This is a genomic window from Paenibacillus sp. 01L418, assembly GCF_056400045.1.
The window spans coordinates 1-21,604 of sequence record NZ_JBFTSN010000076.1 but is presented as its reverse complement, the minus strand read 5'-3'; the positions used below and the strand labels follow the sequence as shown (position 1 = coordinate 21,604).

Annotated in this window: 13 protein-coding genes; 12 read left to right on the top strand and 1 reads right to left on the bottom strand. The window is 49.9% G+C overall.

Annotated elements, in window-relative coordinates:
* The 6 genes from AC1DSE_RS12605 to AC1DSE_RS12580 form a co-directional block, all read left to right on the top strand.
* The coding region (locus tag AC1DSE_RS12605) for a hypothetical protein (protein ID WP_477527738.1) at positions 1-518 on the top strand (518 nt) is incomplete at its 5' end.
* 205 nt (positions 519-723) lie between these two features.
* Positions 724-2,466, top strand: coding sequence for an ABC transporter ATP-binding protein (locus AC1DSE_RS12600; RefSeq protein WP_477508888.1), 1,743 nt, complete (start codon positions 724-726; stop codon positions 2,464-2,466).
* Positions 2,467-2,521: 55 nt separating this feature from the next.
* Positions 2,522-5,374, top strand: coding sequence for an ABC transporter permease (locus AC1DSE_RS12595; RefSeq protein ID WP_477527737.1), 2,853 nt, complete (start codon positions 2,522-2,524; stop codon positions 5,372-5,374).
* Positions 5,375-5,539: 165 nt separating this feature from the next.
* Positions 5,540-7,255 carry an extracellular solute-binding protein gene (locus AC1DSE_RS12590; protein ID WP_477508886.1) on the top strand — a complete coding sequence of 572 codons (1,716 nt, stop codon included), beginning with the start codon at positions 5,540-5,542 and terminating at the stop codon, positions 7,253-7,255.
* An 85-nt stretch (positions 7,256-7,340) separates the two neighbouring features.
* The gene (locus tag AC1DSE_RS12585; protein WP_477508885.1) at positions 7,341-9,110 is read left to right on the top strand and encodes a sensor histidine kinase; all 1,770 of its coding nucleotides are present in this window, start codon (positions 7,341-7,343) and stop codon (positions 9,108-9,110) included.
* Complete coding sequence (locus AC1DSE_RS12580; RefSeq protein ID WP_477508884.1) at positions 9,085-10,713, top strand: helix-turn-helix domain-containing protein; 1,629 nt, start codon at positions 9,085-9,087, stop codon at positions 10,711-10,713. The genes AC1DSE_RS12585 and AC1DSE_RS12580 overlap by 26 nt, the downstream gene beginning before the upstream one ends.
* A gap of 272 nt (positions 10,714-10,985) precedes the next feature.
* On the opposite strand, the gene AC1DSE_RS12575 is transcribed toward AC1DSE_RS12580, so the two are convergent.
* Positions 10,986-12,128 carry a family 8 glycosyl hydrolase gene (locus AC1DSE_RS12575; RefSeq protein WP_477508883.1) on the bottom strand — a complete coding sequence of 381 codons (1,143 nt, stop codon included), beginning with the start codon at positions 12,126-12,128 and terminating at the stop codon, positions 10,986-10,988.
* Positions 12,129-12,250: 122 nt separating this feature from the next.
* Between AC1DSE_RS12575 and AC1DSE_RS12570 the strand changes: the two genes are divergently transcribed.
* The 6 genes from AC1DSE_RS12570 to AC1DSE_RS12545 all read left to right on the top strand — a co-directional run.
* Positions 12,251-13,822 carry a response regulator transcription factor gene (locus tag AC1DSE_RS12570; protein WP_441880483.1) on the top strand — a complete coding sequence of 524 codons (1,572 nt, stop codon included), beginning with the start codon at positions 12,251-12,253 and terminating at the stop codon, positions 13,820-13,822.
* Between the two features lie 624 nt (positions 13,823-14,446).
* Complete coding sequence (locus AC1DSE_RS12565) at positions 14,447-15,982, top strand: glycoside hydrolase family 43 protein (RefSeq protein WP_477509118.1); 1,536 nt, start codon at positions 14,447-14,449, stop codon at positions 15,980-15,982.
* Between the two features lie 538 nt (positions 15,983-16,520).
* Entirely contained in the window at positions 16,521-17,204 is a 684-nt protein-coding gene (locus AC1DSE_RS12560) for an ABC transporter ATP-binding protein (protein ID WP_477527739.1), read from the top strand.
* Positions 17,179-18,237, top strand: coding sequence for an efflux RND transporter periplasmic adaptor subunit (locus tag AC1DSE_RS12555; RefSeq protein WP_477527736.1), 1,059 nt, complete (start codon positions 17,179-17,181; stop codon positions 18,235-18,237). The genes AC1DSE_RS12560 and AC1DSE_RS12555 overlap by 26 nt, the downstream gene beginning before the upstream one ends.
* A 55-nt stretch (positions 18,238-18,292) precedes the next feature.
* Positions 18,293-21,160, top strand: coding sequence for an ABC transporter permease (locus tag AC1DSE_RS12550; RefSeq protein ID WP_477527735.1), 2,868 nt, complete (start codon positions 18,293-18,295; stop codon positions 21,158-21,160).
* A 3-nt stretch (positions 21,161-21,163) separates the two neighbouring features.
* Positions 21,164-21,604: ABC transporter ATP-binding protein (locus AC1DSE_RS12545; RefSeq protein WP_477527734.1), on the top strand; the 441-nt coding region annotated here is incomplete at its 3' end.

The window sequence follows — 21,604 nt, the reverse complement described above, 5'->3', positions numbered from 1 at the left end:
GCACTATTCCGCCGGCTATGCCCTTTGATTTATTAGACGGCGAGATTGCGCTTGCAGTCGAATATGCGACTGTTGGCGACCCGAATAATTACGAGGCAATATCCCAGCGCAATGATCTGATTGGCATTGCTGGGCTTCCTACGGGAGATGGGGGCATTAATCCCGCTCATGTATCGGGCCTATCTCTTGCCTCACGGTCGAAGAATAAGGAGCTGGCATTAAAGCTGCTGCGTTATTTAATGGAGGATAAAGACACCATTTATTCGGACATATCGGATTATACGCTGCAAGCGAATATGAGGCCCTTAGCAGTAACAGCCAGCGCTGAGAGGAAAACGTTAATTATACATGAAATGAAACGTTCCGTTCCGGCAGCGCTCTTCATGCATGAGGCATTTTCCATGCCATACTTTGAGCAATGGAGCAGTCCTAATCGGTTAGCTGCCATTCATAATGGCCTGCCGATTCGTGAATCCCTGCACCATTATGCTTTAGAGTTAGAGCTGGAGTTGAAATGAAATTGCATACGCGAAACAACTTTTCGAAGTGTTATGAAACTGTGAAAGATAAAAAGGAGGCGTCTCATGCTTGAACTGACTTTATGGCATCACCTTGAGCAGCCGGAATCCTATGCGTGCAATGGAGAAGATGAATATGACAAATCAAACTCAGAGACCGAACATCGGGATTCGTAGCATAATAGCCATACTGGGGCGTTCATTGATGCTCGTGTGGCGTTTATCGGCGCCACTCGTGCTGCTGCTTCTCGTTATGCGAGTTGTGAGCGCATTCATTCCGGCTATGCAGGTATTGGTCGTGAAGGAATTAACAGATGCGGTCGCCGGACTGCTCACGCGTGATGGCGAGATGTCGGAGCCCGTCAAGTGGCTGGCGGCAAGCGGCGGTCTGCTGCTGATTGGCGCGCTTTTGGATGCCGCAGCCCAATACATGACGATGCTGATGAAACAGAAGACGCAATTCAAAATGGAAACGATGCTGGCGGGGAAATCAATGAGTATTCCGCTGTCTCGATTCGAGCAGCCACAATACTATGATCAACTGCAAAGGGCTAAGATGAACGTCTCTTTTCGAGGTTTTCAACTGATCGAGCAGTTTTTTTCCATTGGCCAATCGCTGCTCACGGTCGCTTCATTCTTCGCCCTGCTGTGGCATTTCAGCTTTGTATTGTCGCTGGGAATGGTGCTTGTTGTCGTTCCGACGCTTGTTGTACATATGAGAATCGGTGAATGGAAGTATTGGCTGATGCGTGTGCAGACGCCGTTCTCGCGGCGCCTGTTCTACTTCTTCGATCTGATGACCAACCGTCAGTCCTCTAAGGAGGTCAGATTGTATCGACACGCTAATAAGCTGCTACACTATTGGGGCGGATATTTCTGGAAAAATGCTGGCGAGCAGAAGAAGGTCGAGCTTCGATCGCAAAAGATGCGAATAGGAATTGAAGGTCTGAACGGAGTGCTTGCCTTTTTATTCTCCTGTTATGCGGTCTGGGTATGTTATTCACAGCAGCTATCRCTCGGGGCTTATGTCGCAATCGCGCAAGTGCTGGCCACGACTCAAGCTTCAATGCGCATGATTGCTCAGAACTTGTCGTCCATCTACGAGGAAACGCTCGTCATGAACGAGTATTACGACTTTTTGGATTCGGAGGAGGAAGAGAACGGGCAGGGACGGCATGTGCTAAACAGCCCCATTGCGGAAGGCATTACCGTTGATCATTTGACTTTTGCCTATCCAACCAGCCTGAAGCCCGTGCTTAACGATATTTCGTTCCGAATCAAACCGAATCAGACAGTAGCGATTGTAGGGGAGAATGGCGCGGGCAAGAGCACGCTCGTTAATTGTCTGATTGGACTTTACCGTGAATATTCGGGCTCTATAAAATACGACGGCGTTGACTTGATGGAGCTGGACGTTAACACATTTCGCGACCGTACTGGAGCGGTATTCCAGGATTTTCTAAGGTACCAAGTATCCGTGAAGGAGAATATTGGGTTCGGCGATGTAGGCCGGATGGAAGACTTGGCCGCAATTGAGGCGGCTGCCGCGCGGTCCGGTGCCGCGGACGTTGTACGAGGGCTTCCGGACGGTATGGATACGTTGCTCGGCCCGATTTTTGATGGGGGGCACGAGCTGTCCGTAGGCCAGTGGCAGAAGCTTGCCCTCGCAAGGTCGTTTATGCGAGATTCTGCAATTATGGTACTTGACGAGCCTACAGCATCCATGGACCCGATGGCTGAAGCGGAGTTGTTCAAGCGATTCACGGAGCTGGCCGAAGGCCGCATTACGCTGCTCATCTCTCATCGAATCGGAAGCTGCCGAATGGCGGATCATATTCTAGTCATGAAGAATGGCACACTAGTCGAGCAAGGCTCACATGAACAATTGCTAAGCTTACAAGGGGAATATTGCCGAATGTTCGAATTGCAGTCATTGGCTTACCGATAATCTAGGTTTCAAACCAACCTGCTATGAACTTCATATCAAGGACGGGGGTGTATATATGGCATTATGGACGATGATTCTCCGCAAGATGGTGAATAATAAGTGGCTGCAGCTGAACTTGTGGTTCGGTCTGACTGTATGTGTGGCTCTATTCTGCTCGATGCCCCTTTATTCTGATGCCATCCTGCAGCGGACGTTGCTGAGGGAGCTCCAGCAGCTTCAAGAGAGGGAAGCTGTATTTCCTGGATATGTAGGAATTAGTACGACCGTCTCCTCCAAGACGACGGACGAGAAGACGAGAAGCCAGATCGCCGAGGCCGATCAATTCGTACAATCGATACCCGAGCGGTTGGGAATGGAAGCAAGAGCGTTCTACCAACAAAGATTTACATCAAAAATGAAAATATACGGGGCGGACGCGTCGGAGCAAGAGAAGAAAGTGCTGAATGCGACAGGCGGCTTTAGGACGCTGACGGACATGGAACATCGGGTTCTTCTTATTGAGGGACGGATGCCCGTCGATCGAACGGACGGCGTCTACGAGGCGCTCGTTACAGAACCCTTCTTGCTGTCGACGAAGAGGGAGCTCGGAGAAGAACTGATCGCCGAAGTAATGACAGGGGATCGTGCACGCTTCCGTGTAATCCCTGTTGGACTTATTGTAACCGATCCGAATGCGGAGCCATATTTGCCTTTTGTTGCAGAAGAGGTCGTTGACGGATTCATGATTCCATTCGAGACGTTCGAGCGCGAGTTTGTACAAGGAGGTAAAGCGGCAATCGCTTTCCTAGAATGGCGTTATGCTATGGAATATGAGCAGTTGAACGTTGAGTTTATCGATCAGCTCGTTAAGGCGGATACCGAGATTCGACGTTTTTTCCAAGGTTATATCGGCATTGCCGAGGTCGAAATTCCGGCAACGCCGACAGCGGCATCATATCATGCGACGGAGAGTCAACTGACCGTTATGATGTTGGCGTTGTATACGCCCGTCATGCTAATGCTCTCCTTCTATTTATATATGGTTGCAAACCTGATTATTAATCAGCAGAAGACGGAGATATCCGTGCTGCGCAGCCGAGGAGCAAGCCGTACGCAGCTGATGACGGCTTATACCGTAGAAGGCTTGCTTCTTGGCCTCAGTGCACTTGCGATCGGACCGTTTCTTGGCGTGAAATTTACACAATTGCTGGGCGCTTCCAGCGGCTTTCTGGAGTTCGTCCAGCGTTCGGCGCTTGAGGTCAGCTTGAGCAGCAATTCTTACAAGATTGGAGCGGTTGCCGTTGGTGCGGCGCTTCTGCTGATCCTGATTCCGGCATTTATGGCTACTCGCGTCAGCATCGTTAGCCACAAGCAGGAGATGGCTCGAGGAGCTAAGCTCTCGTTCTGGTACAAGAGCGGAATTGATATTATTTTGGTCGGATTGGCCATCTATTTACTGATTAACTTTAATAAACGAATGGACGATTTGCAGCGGCTTGCGCTCGATGCCAATGCCTTGCAGGTTGATCCTCTGTTGTTCTTCATGCCCGCAATGTTCGCGCTTGGCGGGGGGCTATTGGCGCTTCGCGTCTATCCATGGTTCATTCGGTTCTTATATTGGGCTGGTCGCAGATGGTGGCCGCCGTCACTTTACCATTCGCTTGTGCAGATCAGTCGCTCATCCGACCAATATTTGACGATCAAGGTGTTTCTAATTATGACTGTAGCGACAGGGTTGTTCAGTGCCAATGCAGCGCGGACAATTAACGATAATATGGAAAGTAAAATCCAATATGCTATCGGCGCGGATATCACGGTGAAGGCCAAGTGGGAAACCTACGAGTCCGATTCCGGAGGTCAARCAAGTCTGGCACCGAATTCGAAGCAAATCCAATATATTGAGCCGCCCATCCAGCCGATGAGAGAGCTGGATGGCGTGGAATCGGCAGCCAAAGTGTTCAGGAAGGAAGACGCGTTTTTCGTAGAAACGAAAAACAAGAGCTCAGGCGTTATGACGATAATCGGCATCGACACGTTGGATTACGGCAAGACGGTCTGGATGAAAGACGGATTGCTTGATTCTCACATTAACTACTATCTTAATCTTATTGCGCCAGACCCGAAGGCGGTGCTCGTCTCTCGTTCCATTGCCGAGGAGCACGGCGTAAAGCCGGGCGATAGTATTCGGGTTTATTGGCAGGGACAAACCCAAGCCCTGTTTACTGTATATGGCATTATCGACTATTGGCCGACATGGAATCCTCTACCTTCCGAAAGATCGTTCGGAGACATGAAGACGGAGAAACCTCATCTGATCGTTGGACATCTGGGTACAATTCAGAATCGGATTGGATTCGAGCCATACGAGGTATGGTATAAGCTGAAGGCCGGCATTTCCAGCTCGCATATCTACGATCAGCTTGCGGAGAAAGGAATTCCGCTTGTGAGTGTCCGTGACGCAAAGCAGGAATTGATACAGTCCGCGAACGCTCCGCTGCGGATGGCAATGAACGGCGTTATGACGCTTGGTTTTGCCGTTGCGATGCTCATCTGCTTCTTCGGCTTCTTGATCTTCTGGGTACTGACCTTATCCGGACGCACGCTTCAATACGGAGTGCTGCAGGCAATGGGCATTCCGTTCCACCAGGTATTCAGCATGCTTGTCAGCGAGCAGGCGCTCACCTCGGGAGCCGCAATCATTATAGGCGTCTATATCGGCAACTTGACGAGCGATCTATACGTTCCGCTGTTCGAAATGTCTTTCGCAACAACGGAGCAAGTGCCGCCGTTCCAAATCGTGCGCAAGCTTGGAGATTATGTGCAGCTCTATGGCATCGTTGGGCTCACGATTGGCATCGGCTTGTCGATTCTCGTCTACCGGTTGTCGCGTACGCGAATTAGCCAAGCGCTTAAGCTGGGAGAGGAATAATAGGCCTACATGAAAACACGCCAGAACCGGCGTGTTTTTTGCATGCTATCGGCAATCGGGTTCCGACTTGTGCCTCGTTTTTTTCATCAAGTAAAGATTGGGTAACATTATAAAGGATTGGCTCTTGATTTTTTGGTGATCAATCATGGAGAATAATAAACATGCATGATTAATTCGTTGTCGAGAAATGGGGTTGTCATCTTGCGGAAGCGAATATGGAATAAGGCTGCGCTTATGCTCGCCGTATTCATGTTTATGCAGACGCTTACGGCGTGCGAAGAAAATAAGGAAGCAGCAGAGAAGCCTGATACCGAAGTTACGGAACAATCGATGTATTCGGATTTAGGCTTAACCAAATATAATCCTCCGATCGAAATTTCGCTCGTACGGGAAATAGACGAAGATTTTACGGATTTGATAGCCAATTTTCCGGGGGAGACACTCGATAACAATCGGTGGAGCCAGCTCTACGAGGATGTGCTTGGCATTCGTGTTAAGTACGAATGGACTGCCAAAAGGGATCTCTATCAACAAAAATTAGGATCTGCGTTAGCATCGGGCAACATACCCGATATCGTCAGAGTGAATGCGCAGCAGTTGCGGCAATTGGCAAACGAAGGACTCATGCAGGATTTAACCAGCGTGTACGAGCAGTATGCAGCGCCGTTCACCAAGGATGTGCTGAACCAGGAAGGGACGGGGCCGTTTGAGGCGGCAACGATTGACGGGAAGCTGATGGCGATACCAGAAACGTCGGCATCGATCGAAGGAGCCCAATACTTATGGATACGGACCGATTGGCTGAAGCGGCTCGATTTAAAGCCGCCAGAGACGTTGAATGATTTGCTCGCAATTTCGAAAGCGTTTACAGAAAACGATCCCGACGGAAACGGCAAAAACGACACGTACGGGCTGGCGCTCACGCAATATTTGTGGGATCCCGTTATGGGGGCTTTGGATTTTATGGCCGGTTACGGCGCTTACCCAAACATTTGGCTGGAGGATGATACGGGCAAGCTTATGAATGGAGCCGTTCAGCCGGAAGTGAAAAAGGCGCTAGCCGTTCTTCAGCAGATGTACCGCGATGGACAAATTGATCCGGAATTTGCGTTAAAGGACGGCCGTAAAGAGAAGGCGATGATCTCGGAAGGGAAAATCGGCATGATGTTCGGAGAGCAATGGGGTTCATTCTTGGTTCAAGCAAGCTACGAGAAGGATGCCGATGCGGACTGGCAGCCATTCCCTATTGTGTCGGATAGCGGCCAGAAGCCCAAAGTACCGCTTCGCTTTGCGACTACGCAGTTTCTAGCCGTCAAAAAAGGGGTAGAGCACCCCGAAGCGATCGTGAAAATGATCAATTTGCATCTAGAGAAAAATTGGGGCGTTACAGCGGAATACGAAACCTACTACAGCACTCCGTATCCAGCATGGCAGCTCTCGCCCTTTACTCCCGCCCCATTGCTCAAAAATTACGAGGCTTTTCTGCAGCTGGATGAATTCCGGACCACGGGAGACGAAGCGGTGCTGCATGATGAGGCTAAAGCGATCAAAAAAAATATCGATGCGTATTTGACTAAAAACAACGTAACCGGCTGGGGGTGGGAACGTACTTACGGGCCCAAGGGGGCGTTCTCCATCTTCAGGGATTATGAAAAAAACAATCAGCTGCTCTACGAGAAGTTCGTCGGCGTTCCGACGCAAGCGATTATCGAGAAGCAATCCATATTGGACGATTTGAAGCATAAAACATATATGAACATTATTCTCGGACGGCCTATCGAGGAATTTGACCGCTTCGTCGAAGAATGGCATCGATTAGGCGGATCGCAGATGACGGCTGAGGTAAACGAGTGGTATACCAAGAAAGACGGTACATCCTAGATAAGAAGTAGGTTCTCTCATGGCGTTCCTTTAGTATTACTTGTTCCCTCCATAGATAAAGCTGCTTGCGAGGAGTTGTGTAAGATTGCTTAAGATACCCGTCAATTCCATGCGCCATGCTTTGTTTTTAAGGCTTGTTATCATGCATCTCGTCGTTATTTTGCCTATTATCTTACTTGGCGTTTATTTATATAACTGGAGCTACACCAACGCGAGCCAGGACATTTCCAGAAACACCTTGGCGCAGCTGTCATCGTATCTTGAGGACATGAACCGCGAGGTGGAATGGCTGGAGGTTCAGCAATTCGATATGCTGCAGGAAGGAGAGCTTACGAAAGTCGCGGTAACGTGGGATATGATGGACAGCGTCGAGAAGAAGGAGAGCATGGACTACTTGGTTCATCGGCTGACCTCCATTAAGAACAGCAGCGCTTATATGAAGGATATATATGTTCATATCCCCTCCATCGGCAAAACGCTCTCATTCGGCAATGCCGTTCACGATCTCGAGCAAGGAAGGTATGATCAAATCCGTGCCGTGTCGGAACGAAACGGGGCGAAGCGTCTCATCAGGCAGGGAGATTCACTTCACCTAAGCGCCTCCAAGTTCGGGGGAAGGAAGGGGGAAGAGCCGCTTTATATCGTGCAGATCGAGCTCGATACGGCGAAGCTGAAGGAATCGTTAAATCAACTGAGCGTTTATGCTGAGAGCGGTTCTTTCTTGATCGCCGATCAGGTGGATTTTACGCTGCTTGGCAACGACAATTCTAGCGTTATTTTGGACAAATATTTGCAAACAACTCGTCTTTCGAAAGAAAGTTCCCTGCTATTGAAAGTCAATGGACAATCGTATCATGTCGACAAAGCCAATTCACCGGAATTAGGGCTTTCGGTCGTCACGTATTTGCCGGAGGAGACGGTCAAAAGGCCGCTTAATAAGTTTAATCTATGGGCTTGGCTGTTCACGGGCACGTCGATTCTCGCTATAGTTGTTTATTCCCTCTCGACGTATAGGCTCGTTCATCGGCCGCTGCTGCTGCTTGTTCAGAGCTTCCGCAGAATGGAAGGCGGCACGCTGGATATTCAGATCGATCACGAGAAGAAGGACGAGTTCGGTTATTTATATGATCGTTTTAATCACATGCTGAACAAATTGCAGACGCTGATCGATCAGGATTTTAAGCAGAAGCTGATGATGCAGAAGGCTGAGCTGAAGCAGCTGCAGTCACAGATTAACCCGCATTTCCTGTACAATAGCTTCTTTATCCTTAATTCGCTTGCCAAAACGGGCGATACGGATCGTATCGAGCTTTTTACAAATATGCTGGGCGAATATTTCAGATTTATTACGCGCAACGGGGAGGATAATGTTTACCTTTCGGAGGAAATCAAGCATGCAAGGATGTATACCGAGATCCAGAAGCTTAGGTTTTCTAGACGCATAAGCGTACAGTTCGACGAGCTGCCGAAGGAAATGGAGCGCATACGTGTACCAAGGCTTATCGTTCAGCCGATTATCGAGAACGCGTATGAACATAGTCTTGAGAAAATGTCGGAGGAGGGCTTTCTGCGCATCTTCTTTGTACGGAATGAGCAGGAGTCCATGATTGTCGTCGAAGACAACGGAAGCCGGATCGATGACGCTCTAGTCGACGCTTTGAACGGTCAAATGGCAAATAACGGGGAAGCGCATGAAATGACAGGGATCATTAATATCCACCGTCGGATTATACTGACCTATGGCGAAGGTAGCGGCTTGTTTCTATCAAGAAGTGAGTTAGGTGGCTTGCGAGTCGAAATACGCATAAATTCAAAGGAGGCGGATGGGGATGCACCGGCTGCTAATCGTCGATGACGAGGAAATTATAACCGACGGACTTTATGAGGTGTTGAGCAAGCTCATTCCGGATCAATTGGACGTTTGCAAGGCGTATTCGGCTAAGGAAGCTTTGGAATGGATGTCGCGAACGCGCATCGATATTGTAATGACTGATATCGCCATGCCGGGCAAGAACGGACTGGAGTTGTCGGAAGAAATATTGACGTATTGGCCGAGATGCAAGGTCATTTTTCTTACGGGACATAGCGAATTCGATTTTGCTTACCGGGCATTTCAAATGCCGGATGTCCGTTATTTGCTGAAGACAGAAGGGTATGCGAAAGTGACGGAAGCCGTCCGGGGCGCCTTGCTCGATATTCAGCGAAGCACGGTCGAGAACATGTTGCTTGAGCAATCACGTGAGCAGAAGTATGCATACGAGTTCATGGCGCAAGGCGATTATATGAGGCAACTGCTGCATGAGAGCGATTCGCTCTGTTCGGAGCAGAAGGAGCTCATGGAGGAATTCGGCCATTTGAATATCGGACTGGACCCAACGAAAACTGTCATGCTCGTGCTTGCTAGGTTGTCGTACCCGTCCGGCATGACGTATACGGAGAGGAGCAAGCTGCTTGCTTCGGCCAGGACGATATGGGATTCCTTGCTGAAGGACCATGTGAAGAGCATCGGAATTGTCGATCGGCATGGTGACCTTATGTGGTTCATACAGTCTGGAAGTGAAAGCGGTGGGAAACCAGCCGTCGACTTCGCATGTTATATCGAGGGGGTACTCGAGCTTATCCAAGAAGCCTGCCTCTCCTCTCTTAAACTGGAAATCACGTTGACAATAAGCGGAACAAGCTGCGATTGGACGGCCGTCACCCAGCAATATGAGAGACTGCGCCGACTGCAGCAGCTTAGGATCGGAACTGGCATTTGCATGATTCTAAGGGATCATGACGAGAATATGGACGGATTTTCGGGGAAAGAAGCATTCGTACCGAGCCGTAAAGTAGAGATTATGGCTGCACATTTGGAGGCTGGCCGCGCGGAAGAGTTTTATTCTGATTGGGAGCAATTGTCGAGAGTGGCGCTGCTTCACAACGAGCAAGCACAGCGATCCATCGAAGCTTATTATTCGGTTGCTCTGATACTCTACTCGTGCTTGAACAAGCTGGGGCTGCAAAGCCGCCTTGATGATCACGGGAAGCTGATGCGACTGGACTGCCATGCCTCGATGAAGGAGGGGTTCGAGTATTTGAAGCAAACCGCGGAAGCGATTTTCCGATATAAGCAGAGCGATGAGCGGGACAGAACCTCGCAAGTTATTGACCGAATCTGCCAGTACATCGACGACCATCTGAGGGAGGACCTTTCTTTGGTAAGGCTTGCGGAAATCCACTACTTCAATCCATCCTATCTGTCGCGTTTCTTCAAGCAGGAACGAGGCATTAATCTATCTGAATATATCGATACCTGCAGAGCAAGAAAAGCGAAGGAACTGCTGCATGACAACGATTTGAAGGTAAGAGAGGTTGCCGTATCAGTCGGGTATGAAGCCGCTCATTCGTTCACGCGTTTCTTCAAGAAGGTGACGGGTATGACGCCCCAAGAGTATCGCGATTCACTCAACGTATAGATGAATTCCAATGAACAAGGCGAAAGGATAAGGTTTCTCTTATCCTTTCGCCTTGTTCATTGTTTCTGCGCGTAGCCCGTTGTTGCAGTACTACAATTTGAAGGGTAAAAACATATGATTCGTCAGGTTGTGGATGTATCTTGAAGACGATAAATTGATGTAACGAGAGGCCGAGCGATGCCGCGGATCGCAATCGAAGTCTTATATGACTCGGAATAAATCGAGCCACGCCGCCAAATGACGGCGACAGCCGTTTCACCTTGTGAAATTGTTTAATAAATACGGTAGTTGCCGCTTAATGCCAGCAGACTGAAGAAATACAGGCAATTATCGTAATAGCGTCGATCGCCGGTACGGAGGGGCGTGTCCCAGAACAAGCGGACAAAATAGGCGGCATCGGGTCCGTCCGCAGCGAGAGAAGCCATTGCATTCGTGGCGAGAAGGCCGATCGGATGCAGCGCCGGTTCATCAAATGGTTTGCCTTCGATTGTATAGCGACGATAGTCGGAAACATCGATGTTGCGGAAGAACGCCTGGATGCGATTACTCTGATCGATTTGCCATGGGTCCTTGCGGAACCATTCATAGTCAAGTCCGATATTCGCCGCTACGCGGTAAGCGTCACTGAAGAAATGCCGAAAGTCGCCGTGCCGCTGAGGTACCGCAGGCGTTCCGTCATAGTTCGCGTATTCGGGGGAGAGTCCCGTTTCCGGATGGCAGGCAGCATGCAGGTAAGCGCGACTCGCTTCTGCGGCATCTCTCCAGAACGGCCTGTCCTGTTCATCGGCATGAATCGCGAACAATTCATAGAAGTGCGGGAGATGATAGGAGGGATCGCTAAACGGCGATTCAGGAATGAATTTAATCAGCTTAGTTGCTGGATCCCACATCGGGTCGCCTTCGCCGTTCTCTCCCTGATGGATGCATGCGCGCAGAATTGTTTTGGCTTGCTCGGAATAATCAAACGGCACTGGCCCGTTACCCCAGCGGTTGGAGGCGAAAATTAAGGCCATGGCGAAAAACTCTTCCCCGTCGGGTGCTGGACCTTGCGAAATACGAGAGCCGTCCGGCTTGCAATGCCACGCGAAGTAATGCTTGTAACGCCCGTCCTTATGCTGCATGAACGTCTTCGCATAGTTCCATAGTCTGTCGAATTCATCTTTTTTGTTCATTTGCACCGCCATCATCATGCCGTAAGACATGCCTTCTGAGCGTACATCCAGATTGCCAGTATCTAGAAGATACCCTTTGTCGTCGCCCAAAGGGTAATAGATGCGCATTTCAGGGTTGCCATAGAACAGCTCGTTCCAAGCCTGCTCGAGCTTGCTTTCGATTTCCTGAAAGGAATACCCAAGTTCCTTGAATAGATTTCTGTAGCTGCCTGTATGGAAAGCACCTTGGTTTGAGTCTGACATTGTCGCAACCTCCACAGTACATTTTTTTGAACCTATCATAACATGGTCGATGCTTAAGGAATTATAGCGTTTACTTTAAAAAATATAGCACTTTTCAATTTTCGAAGAGAGAGGGCTGCCTCATGCATAGCGTTATTATTGTCGACGACGAACTATTTTTCCGCAAAGACTTTATAGGAATGATAGATTGGGAGGGCAACGGTTATCAAGTGATCGGTGAAGCGGCTGATGGCAAGGACGCGCTTGCCATGATTAGAGACAAAAAACCCGATCTTGTCATCACTGATATCCGAATGCCCGTACTCGACGGTCTTGCCTTAATCCAAGCTGCGGAGGAGGAGAAGCTCGATACCGAGTTCGTTATTATAAGCAGGCATACCGATTTCTGTTATGCGCAGCAGGCCGTTCGTTTGGGCGTATTGGATTATGTGCTTAAGCCTATCGACGAAGATGACTTTGTTTATGCACTTGTGAAGCTGCACGACAAGCTGGAGAGGAAAAAACAGCTTCAAGTGCGTAAACGCATGCTGAAGAACCAGAAGCAGATCGAAACTTTGATCAGGGGAGAATCGACGGGGAAGGCGAAAGAGGAAAGCATAGTGCTGGAAATGGCGATCGGATCAGAGGCGTTTACATACACGCTAATTGAGCTGAATAACGTTCATCCTTGGAGCGGAAGGAAGTTTCCGTTAAAGGAGAAAATTCGGGCAGACATTCGGGATGCGATACAGCAAATCGTCCCAAGAGCGTCAGAGCCGTTTATATCCGAGCACGGAAGAACCTATGGGTTGATCGTTCCCTCAATGTATCTTGCTGGCGTTGGAGGAAGCATAAAGACGTTTATGGAGCTTTTATTAATGCGGCTCGAAGATCGCTGTGGGCTTCCGTATCGCGCCTACGCGGGAACAACGGTCAAGCAATTGGATAAGATCAAGGAATCGTATGCAAGCGCCAAGAAAGCAGTAACTAGCAAGTATTACAGAAGCGCCGATTGTTTCATTGCATATAGCGAAGTGAAAGAAACAACATTAGTTTACGGACAATTAGACGGCGACCTATGTCGGAAGTTGGTAGAGGCAGTCGAGGAGAATGATTCATATGAAATCAGACTGGTCGTTAATCGGATATTTTCTGAATTTCGCGAGAAACGTTTCTCGCCCGAGGCGATTCAAACAAGCATCGTACACTGCGTGTTATTGATTTGTATATCGATTAGAAGCATGGAAGGTGATGAAACCGAGCTGACGTCCTTTGAAGCAATTATTAATTGGTATGATTACAATGTCACGTTAGACGAGATCAAACGGCTGCTTAACGCTTTCGTTTTCGAAGCAAGCGATTTGATCAACATGCTATACAGAACCTACGGGAAGGGGAGAATTCACAAAATCAAAACGTACATCGACCAAAATTACAGTAAAAATATTAGTTTGAAAATCATTGCTGGTCAATTTTATTTGAATCCGGCTTATTTAGGACAGCTTTTCAAAAAAAAATACGGTGTGTACTTTAATGAATACCTGCAGCAGCTTAGAATCACAGAGGCGAAAAAATTGTTGAGGATTAAGGACTTTCGCATATACGAGGTGGCAGAGCGTGTCGGATTTAACAATTCCGATTATTTCATCACTCAATTCGAGAAGCTGGAGCAAATGTCACCTTCCGAATATCGAAATAAATGGAACCTGCAATAAGACCGAAGGCTGTTAGTTGGCGGTGCTGCTCGAATTGCTATTTCGCTTCGTGATCGGATTCATCTGCATAACAACTAGAAATAGACGGGTAATGACTGAGAATTTGGCGGGTTGTTCCTTGCCGAGGTTAACCTTACTATGTTCAATAATAGGGAAAGAGGTGAAAGCTTTTTGACAAGCAAGAAGCGCTTTGGAATCATTGCCGCCCTTGCAGTGACCGCCACAGCGATATTCCTTCTCAGCCAATTGCAGGCTAACCGGAATGAATCGGAGCAGATGCCTGATGTGAAGCTGTCGGCTTATCTGAAGGAAGAGACGGTAGAGCTTAGCAAGAAGAGGGATAGCACATATGAAGTGGATTTACTCATGGATGATTTCCCGATCGGGGCTGAGGTTGTACAAATTCGCGCCTTGCTTCACATTCCGGTTGCATTCGAAGTCGGTTCGATCGTTCTGAACCTCAATAATGTTTTGGCGGCAAATGTCGCCTTAAAGCCTTCCGATGAAGGGCTGGAGCTTTGGATCAGCAATGACGACGGTTCCAAGGTTTCATTCACGAATCTTGACGGCAGCAAAGCGCTGGCTACGATTACATTAAAACAAAAGCGGGAGTTGATTGTGAAAATGAAAGATGAATTGAAGGTAAGCAGTCTGGAAATCTTGGAGTCCAATCATAATAACACGGCATATGACGTTAACCAGGCAACCTCGAAGCTGAGCTATGAGCCGCCTGCCAGCGCGGTTGGGAAGCTTCCGCAGAACGGCAATCCGATCGTATCCCATAAATTCGGCGCAGATCCTTATGCTCTCGTATATAATGGCCGTGTTTATATTTACAATACCTACGACGTACTAGAATACGACTCCGCTGGAGAGGTGAAGGATAACTCTTACGGATCAATCAAGCGGCTGTCGATCGTTTCCTCCTCGGACTTAATGAACTGGACGGATCATGGTTTCGTAGTTGCCGCTGGTCCCGAAGGGGAGGCGAAGTGGGCGACGCAATCCTGGGCGCCGGCAGCGGCGCATAAGGTGATTGACGGCAAGGATAAGTTCTTCCTTTACTTTGCGAATAACGCCAGTGGCATTGGCGTGCTCACGAGCGACAGCCCGACGGGACCTTGGATCGATCCGATCGGCAAGCCGTTAATTGCGAGATCGGCGCCGGCCGCAGAAGGCGTGACATGGCTGTTCGATCCGGCGGTGCTGGTCGATGATGACGGCAAGGCGTACATCTACTTTGGCGGGGGTATCCCAGAGGGCAAAGAGGAGAAGCCGGATACGGCTCGCGTTATGCAGCTAGGGGACGACATGATCAGCGTCGTCGGCGAAGCCGCTGTCATTCCTGCGCCATTCATGTTCGAGGATGCCGGCATCAATAAAGCAGGCGGTACTTATTATTACACATACTGCTCGAATTTTTACGGCGGCACTCGTCCAGAAGGAAGCCCGCCTGCAGGGGAAATCGCTTATATGACAAGCGATCATCCCATGGGGCCGTGGACATACCAAGGCACCATTCTGAAAAATCCCGGCCACTTCTTCGGCGTGGGCGGCAATAATCACCATGCGATGTTCCAATTCCAGGACGAATGGTACATTGCGTATCACGCGCAGACATTATCAAAGGCGATGGGTGTACCGAAAGGCTATCGATCGACGCATTTGAACAAAGTGAGCTTCGGCGCGGACGGCTCGATTCTAGAAATTGAAGCGGATTTGAAAGGCGTACCGCAGATCGATAAGCTTAACCCGTTCGTGCGAGTGGAGGCGGGAACGCTTGCTTGGAGCGCAGGCATTGATGCGTTGCCGCATAAGATGGACGATAACGGAACGACGGTAGGAGAGGTTGCAATCGGAGCTATTCACAACGGCGATTGGACAGCTGTGTCAGGCGTGGACTTCGGCGCCGGCGCCTCTACGTTCTCGGCGTTCATAGCAGGCGGAAGCGAGGCTGCCGTCATAGAGCTTCGTTTGGACAGTCCGGATGGCGATTTGATAGGTACGCTTGCTGTTCCACAGGCAGACGGATCGACAGGCTGGACAGAAATAAATACGGTGGTTGAAGGCGCCGTAGGCATTCACGATCTGTATTTTGTGTTCAAAGGCAAGGCCGATACGGATTTGTTCACCTTTCGTGCATGGCAGTTTTCTAAATAATTGAAAAGGTTACCCTTAATGAAATCGATTCATCTTCCTTGAACAGAAAAAGACTTGCAGCCTCTTCGCTGCGAGTCTTTTCTTTGATGTAAAGCAGAGGTTTTGTTGTTAGTGGAGTTCCTATATTGGTTGAACTAAAGAAATACAGTTTAAGCGAAGCGAGAAGATCGTTCTGGAGAAACGCAGTGTTCGCCTTTGTAGCCGGATTTTTACCTTTAAATGTCTTAGTCAATCAAAAAATCTGGTTACAACCTCGATTGTAAGAATGATCTTCTCGCGCAGCGACCAAAACGAGAAACTTTAGTTCAACTTATATAGTTCAATTGAAAAGAGGCCTTAGCTTGCGATTTAGGGTTCAATTTGTTGTTTTTTAGTTGTTAATCGAGACCAAAGCTATCGTTTATAGGGTAAACGAACAAGAAATGAACAGGTACTTCTACAGAAATGAAAGCGTTAAAATAAATAGTAATAACGGGGAAAAATGAGGAGGTTAGCGGTATTGGCGAAGTTAGAATTGCCGGGAGAAGCAATCGGCGGGATGATTCTGAAKGCGGTCGGCCTTAAGCGTGTATTCGGTAGAGGCAGTGGCGCCGTCACCGCGTTATCGGATGTTCATTTGGCTATACCAGCCGGATCAATGGTTGCGCTTAAGGGCAGGTCCGGTTCAGGCAAGACGACTTTGCTGAATATGCTCAGCGCGCTTGACGAGCCAACGGAAGGGCAAGTGTTTTTCCGAGACAGAGAAATTACGCGTATGCCCGGAAAAGAGAGAAGTGCTCTGAGGCGCAAAGAAATCGGCCTCGTCTTCCAGTCATTTGGACTTATTCCGCTCATGAATGCATACGAGAACGTGGAATTCGGCCTGCGCGTTGCGGGCACGCCGTTTAAGGGCAATCGGGAGGCGGCGGAACGGGCATTGGAGCAGGTTGGGATGAAGGAAAGAATGAAGCACCGGCCGGCCGAGCTCTCAGGAGGAGAGCAGCAGCGCGTGGCGATCGCAAGGGCAATTGCCCACGAGCCTGTGCTGCTCATCGCGGACGAGCCGACGGCGGAGCTCGATAGCCGAATGGGCTTTCAAGTGATGAGAGTATTCCGGGAGCTCGTTAATCGTTCTGGTATGACGGTCGTTCTGACCACGCATGACCCGGGCATTATGGAGCTTGTCGATCATGTCATTTCATTGGAGGATGGAAGAATTGTATCGCAAACGAACATCGAATAAGGGAGGCGGACTGCTGCTTTCAGGCGTGCGCCGATCGGCAGTGGCGTTGGCATTGATGCTAGCGCTGTCCGGATGCGGCCTTCTCCCTGCAGAGCAGTCTGCTTTGCAGCCGCCGCTTGTTCAGCCGGCGCAGGAGCAATTGGATATCGTAGAAGCAAGCCGCGGATCGATTCAGACATATCTGAAAGGAACGGCTCATTTCGTTTCCTCGAGCGCGGAGAACTTGTCATTCAAGGAATCGGGAGGTCGGCTCAAAGCAATCAAGGTAAGCGCCGGGCAGGAAGTTCACGCTGGCGATCTGCTCGTGGAGCAGGAAACCGGTGATCTTGAGCTTCAGGCTAGCCTTCAACAGCTTAACGTGGAACGGGCAGAGCTGCTGTTCAAGCAAGCATATCTTGACGGCGCGTCGACCACTGACTTGCGTTTGCGCGAAATCGATCTCGAACGCGAGAGAATATCGCTTCAGTCGATGGAGAAGCGTCTTGCAAAATCACGTCTTTATGCGACCCTATCGGGAACGGTGACGTTCGTGGAGACGTTGAACGCGGGCGACTTTGTGAACGCCTACCAGGCTATCGTATCGATCGCGGATACGTCCCGCATTCAGCTTACGTATGTTGCCGCAGACATGAAGGAGGTACAGCCGGTCGAAGCAGGAATGCCGGTCAATTTGAAATACAAGGGAAAGGCGTATACAGGCAAAGTGCTGCAATCGCCTTCCACTGTGCCTATCGGAACGGACGGATCCAAAGCAGAGCGCAATGCTGTAACGCTCTACATGAGCATGGATAAGGCCCCGGCAGGCATCCAAATCGGAGATAGCGCCGAGCTGACGATCGAGCTTCAGAAGCGCGAGAACGTCATCATCCTGCCTCGCTCGGCCATTCGTTCTTACATGGGGCGCTATTACGTACAGGTGGCGGAAGGCGAGCGACGCAAGGAGGTTGACGTAGAGGTGGGGCTGATAACGCCGACGGAGGCCGAAATCATTAAGGGACTCGAGGAAGGCCAGAAGGTCATCTTGAACAACTAACTAACAATGAAGACCGGATACAGCAATGTATCCGGCGCTGGGATGGGGTGTACGTATGGCCTTATGGACGATGATCCTTCGAAAGATGGCAAACAACAAGTGGCTGCAGTTGAACCTTTGGATCGGCCTTACTGTGTGCGTGGCTTTGTTCAGCTCCATGCCGCTTTACTCCGAAGCCATATTGCAGCAGACGCTGCAGAAGGAGCTTCAATCGGTGCAGCTTCAAGAAGGCGTGTATCCGGGATATATCCGCATCGGAACGACAGTATCCTCGTCGACCGTGGACGAGAAGACAGTAGAGGCCATCAGGCGGGCTGACCGATTCGTGCAAACGATACCGGGAAGAGCGGGACTCGAAGCTTTATCCGCTTATCAACAACGCTTCACGCAGCGAATGAAGGTGTACGGAGCTGATGCTACGGATCAGGAGAAGCAGTCGCAAAAGGCGGCGGGCAGCATCAAGTCGCTATCCGGTCTTGAGAAGCGCGTTCGCCTGATCGACGGCGTGATGCCAGCCGTACGCACGGACGGCATTTACGAGGCTCTCGTTACGCAGAAGTTCCTTATTGCGACGAAGCGTGATCTCGGGGATGAATTGATCGCGGAAGCGCCGGACAAAATGAAGTTCCGCTTTATCGCGGTAGGGATCATGGAGACGGATCCGACTGCTGATCCTTATTTGCCTTATCTCGCTTCAGAGGACAGCGATGGTTTTATTATTCCATTCGATCAATTCGAGAGCGATTTTATCATTGGAGGCAAGACGAAGCTCGCGAGCCTCGATTGGCGCGTGGCGCTTGATTACGAGAAGTTAACGATCGATTCGATTGATGCATTCGTACAGGCCGACAAGGACATCAGGCRATATTTCCGTGGTCGCATCGGTGTCGACGAGGTCAACATTCCTGCCATTTCGACAGTGGATGCTTATCAAGGCAAACAAGAGAAGCTTGATGTCATGATGCTGTCTCTTTATTCGCCGGTCATGCTGATGCTCGCCTTCTATCTCTATATGGCGGCCAATCTCATTATTGAACGGCAGAAGACGGAGATTTCCGTTCTGCGCAGCAGAGGGGCAAGTCGTCTGCAGATTATGACGGCCTATACGTTCGAGAGCCTATTTCTTGGCGTTAGCGCACTTGCGGTTGGTCCTTTTCTCGGCATTCTGTTCACTAAAGTATTAGGCGCCTCGAACGGTTTCCTAGAGTTCGTCGATCGTTCGGCCCTTGAGGTCAGTCTGACCAGCAGCGCTTACTTGATGTCGGGTGCAGCGGTAGCTGCCGCATTGGTTTTGACTCTCATACCGGCTTTCATGGCAACCAGAGTCAGTATCGTCAGTCATAAGCAGCAGAATGCCCGCCATAACAAGCTGACGTTTTGGCATAAGACCGGACTTGATTTTATCCTCGTCGGCGTTGCTATGTATTTGCTCTATAATTTCAACAAACGGCAGGAGGATTTGCAGCGGTTAGGGCTTGATTCGGATGCTTTCCAGCTCGATCCGATGCTGTTTCTGATGCCTTCGCTTTTTGCTCTCGGGGGCGGCTTGCTGCTGCTGCGGGTTTATCCGTGGTTCATACGTCTAATCTATTGGGCAGGCCGCAGATGGTGGTCGCCAGCGCTGTACAACACGCTAATACAGATTAGCCGATCGTCCGGTCAATATCAGACGATCAAGCTGTTTCTGATCATGACCGTTGCGACAGGACTCTTTAGCGCGAATGCGGCCCGAACCATAAACGACAACATGGAGAGCAAGATTCAGTACGCCATCGGAGCGGATATGTCGATTATGACCCGCTGGGAAAGCGATGCGCGTCCCTCAACCTATATGTCGTCGGCCTCTCAAACACTGACCGAACCGACACCGTCCAGCTCGAGCCGGGTAAATTACATCGAGCCGCCGTTTCAGCCGTTCGAAGAGCTGGAAGGCATTGAGGCGAGCGCTAAAGTATTTAAGAAAGAGAATGCGCGCTTCGTCACGCCTGCCAGCGGGGCAAGCGGAGCGACGACGCTCTTTGGCATCGACACGATGAACTTCGGCCAGACGACATGGATGAAGGATGGGCTGCTTGACTATCCCATTAACGGCTACCTTAATCTCCTCGCGCCTAATACGAAGGCGGTACTGATCTCTCGTTCAATCGCGAAGAAGGCAAAAGTAAAGCCAGGCGACACCATCAGCTTGTCCTGGGACGGGCTCGATCAGGCGCAATTCATCGTCTATGGCATTATCGACTACTGGCCAAGCTGGAATCCGCTTCCTACGGGCAGCAAGGATAATGAAAAAGCGGTTCAGCCCAACTTGATCGTAGGCCATCTCGGAACAATTCAGAAGAGACTTGCTGTAGAGCCATACGAAGTATGGCTGAAACTGAAGGATGGCGTTACAAGCCAATTCGTCTACGACCAACTGGCAGAGAAGAAGCTGCGAATCATCCAGCTTCAGGATGCCACGCAAGAGCTGATTGAATCGAAAAACGATCCGTTCAGACTCGCAATCAATGGCGTTATGACACTCGGATTCGTTATCTCCATGCTCATCAGCTTTTTCGGCTTCTTGCTGTTCTGGGTGCTTACGCTGTCAGGCAGAACACTTCAATACGGCGTGCTCGGGGCAATGGGTATTCGGTTCGGACAAATTATCGGCATGCTCGTCAGCGAGCAATTGCTGACTTCGGGAGCGGCAGTTGTTCTGGGTGCTTTCATCGGCAATTCGATAAGCGAGCTATTCGTACCGCTCTTCGAGATGTCCTTCGCAACGAAGGATCAAGTGCCTCCTTTTGAAATGATTCAGCAGCTCAGTGATTATTTGCAGCTGTACAGCATCGTCGGCATTACGCTGACCCTGGGTTTGCTTATTCTCGGTTACCGCTTGTCGAGAATCCGGATTGCACAAGCACTCAAGCTTGGAGAGGAGTAAAGGATGATTAGAAGTGAAGGACTCGTCAAAATTTACAAAATGGCGGATCTTGAGGTGTTCGCTCTGCAAGGTCTGGATCTACAGGTCGAGGCCGGCGAGCTAATGGCGATTATCGGCAATTCAGGCAGCGGCAAGTCGACGCTCCTGAACATGCTGGGGGGACTTGACAAGCCGTCGGCCGGCAAACTTTATGTGGACGGCAAAGACCTGCTGAAGTTCGGAGAAAAGGAACTGGTAGCCTATAAGCGGGATACAGTCGGTTTTGTATGGCAGAACAATGCGCGTAATCTTATTCCTTATTTAACGGCGCTTGCTAATGTGGAGCTTCCGATGCTGCTTCGCGGCAAGCGCCGGCAGGCACGGGCTATGGAGCTGCTGGAGGCGGTTGGGCTTGGCCACCGGATGAAGAACAGGCTGAATGAGCTGTCTGGCGGTGAGCAGCAG

What these genes read in the sequence shown, in the direction of transcription:
- AC1DSE_RS12580 (WP_477508884.1), top strand. Translation starts at nt 9,085, where the DNA reads ATGCACCGGCTGCTAATCGTCGATGACGAGGAAATTATAACCGACGGA.
- AC1DSE_RS12570 (WP_441880483.1), top strand. Translation starts at nt 12,251, where the DNA reads ATGCATAGCGTTATTATTGTCGACGACGAACTATTTTTCCGCAAAGAC.
- AC1DSE_RS12575 (WP_477508883.1), bottom strand. Translation starts at nt 12,128, where the DNA reads ATGTCAGACTCAAACCAAGGTGCTTTCCATACAGGCAGCTACAGAAAT.
- AC1DSE_RS12565 (WP_477509118.1), top strand. Translation starts at nt 14,447, where the DNA reads ATGAAAGATGAATTGAAGGTAAGCAGTCTGGAAATCTTGGAGTCCAAT.
- AC1DSE_RS12590 (WP_477508886.1), top strand. Translation starts at nt 5,540, where the DNA reads ATGATTAATTCGTTGTCGAGAAATGGGGTTGTCATCTTGCGGAAGCGA.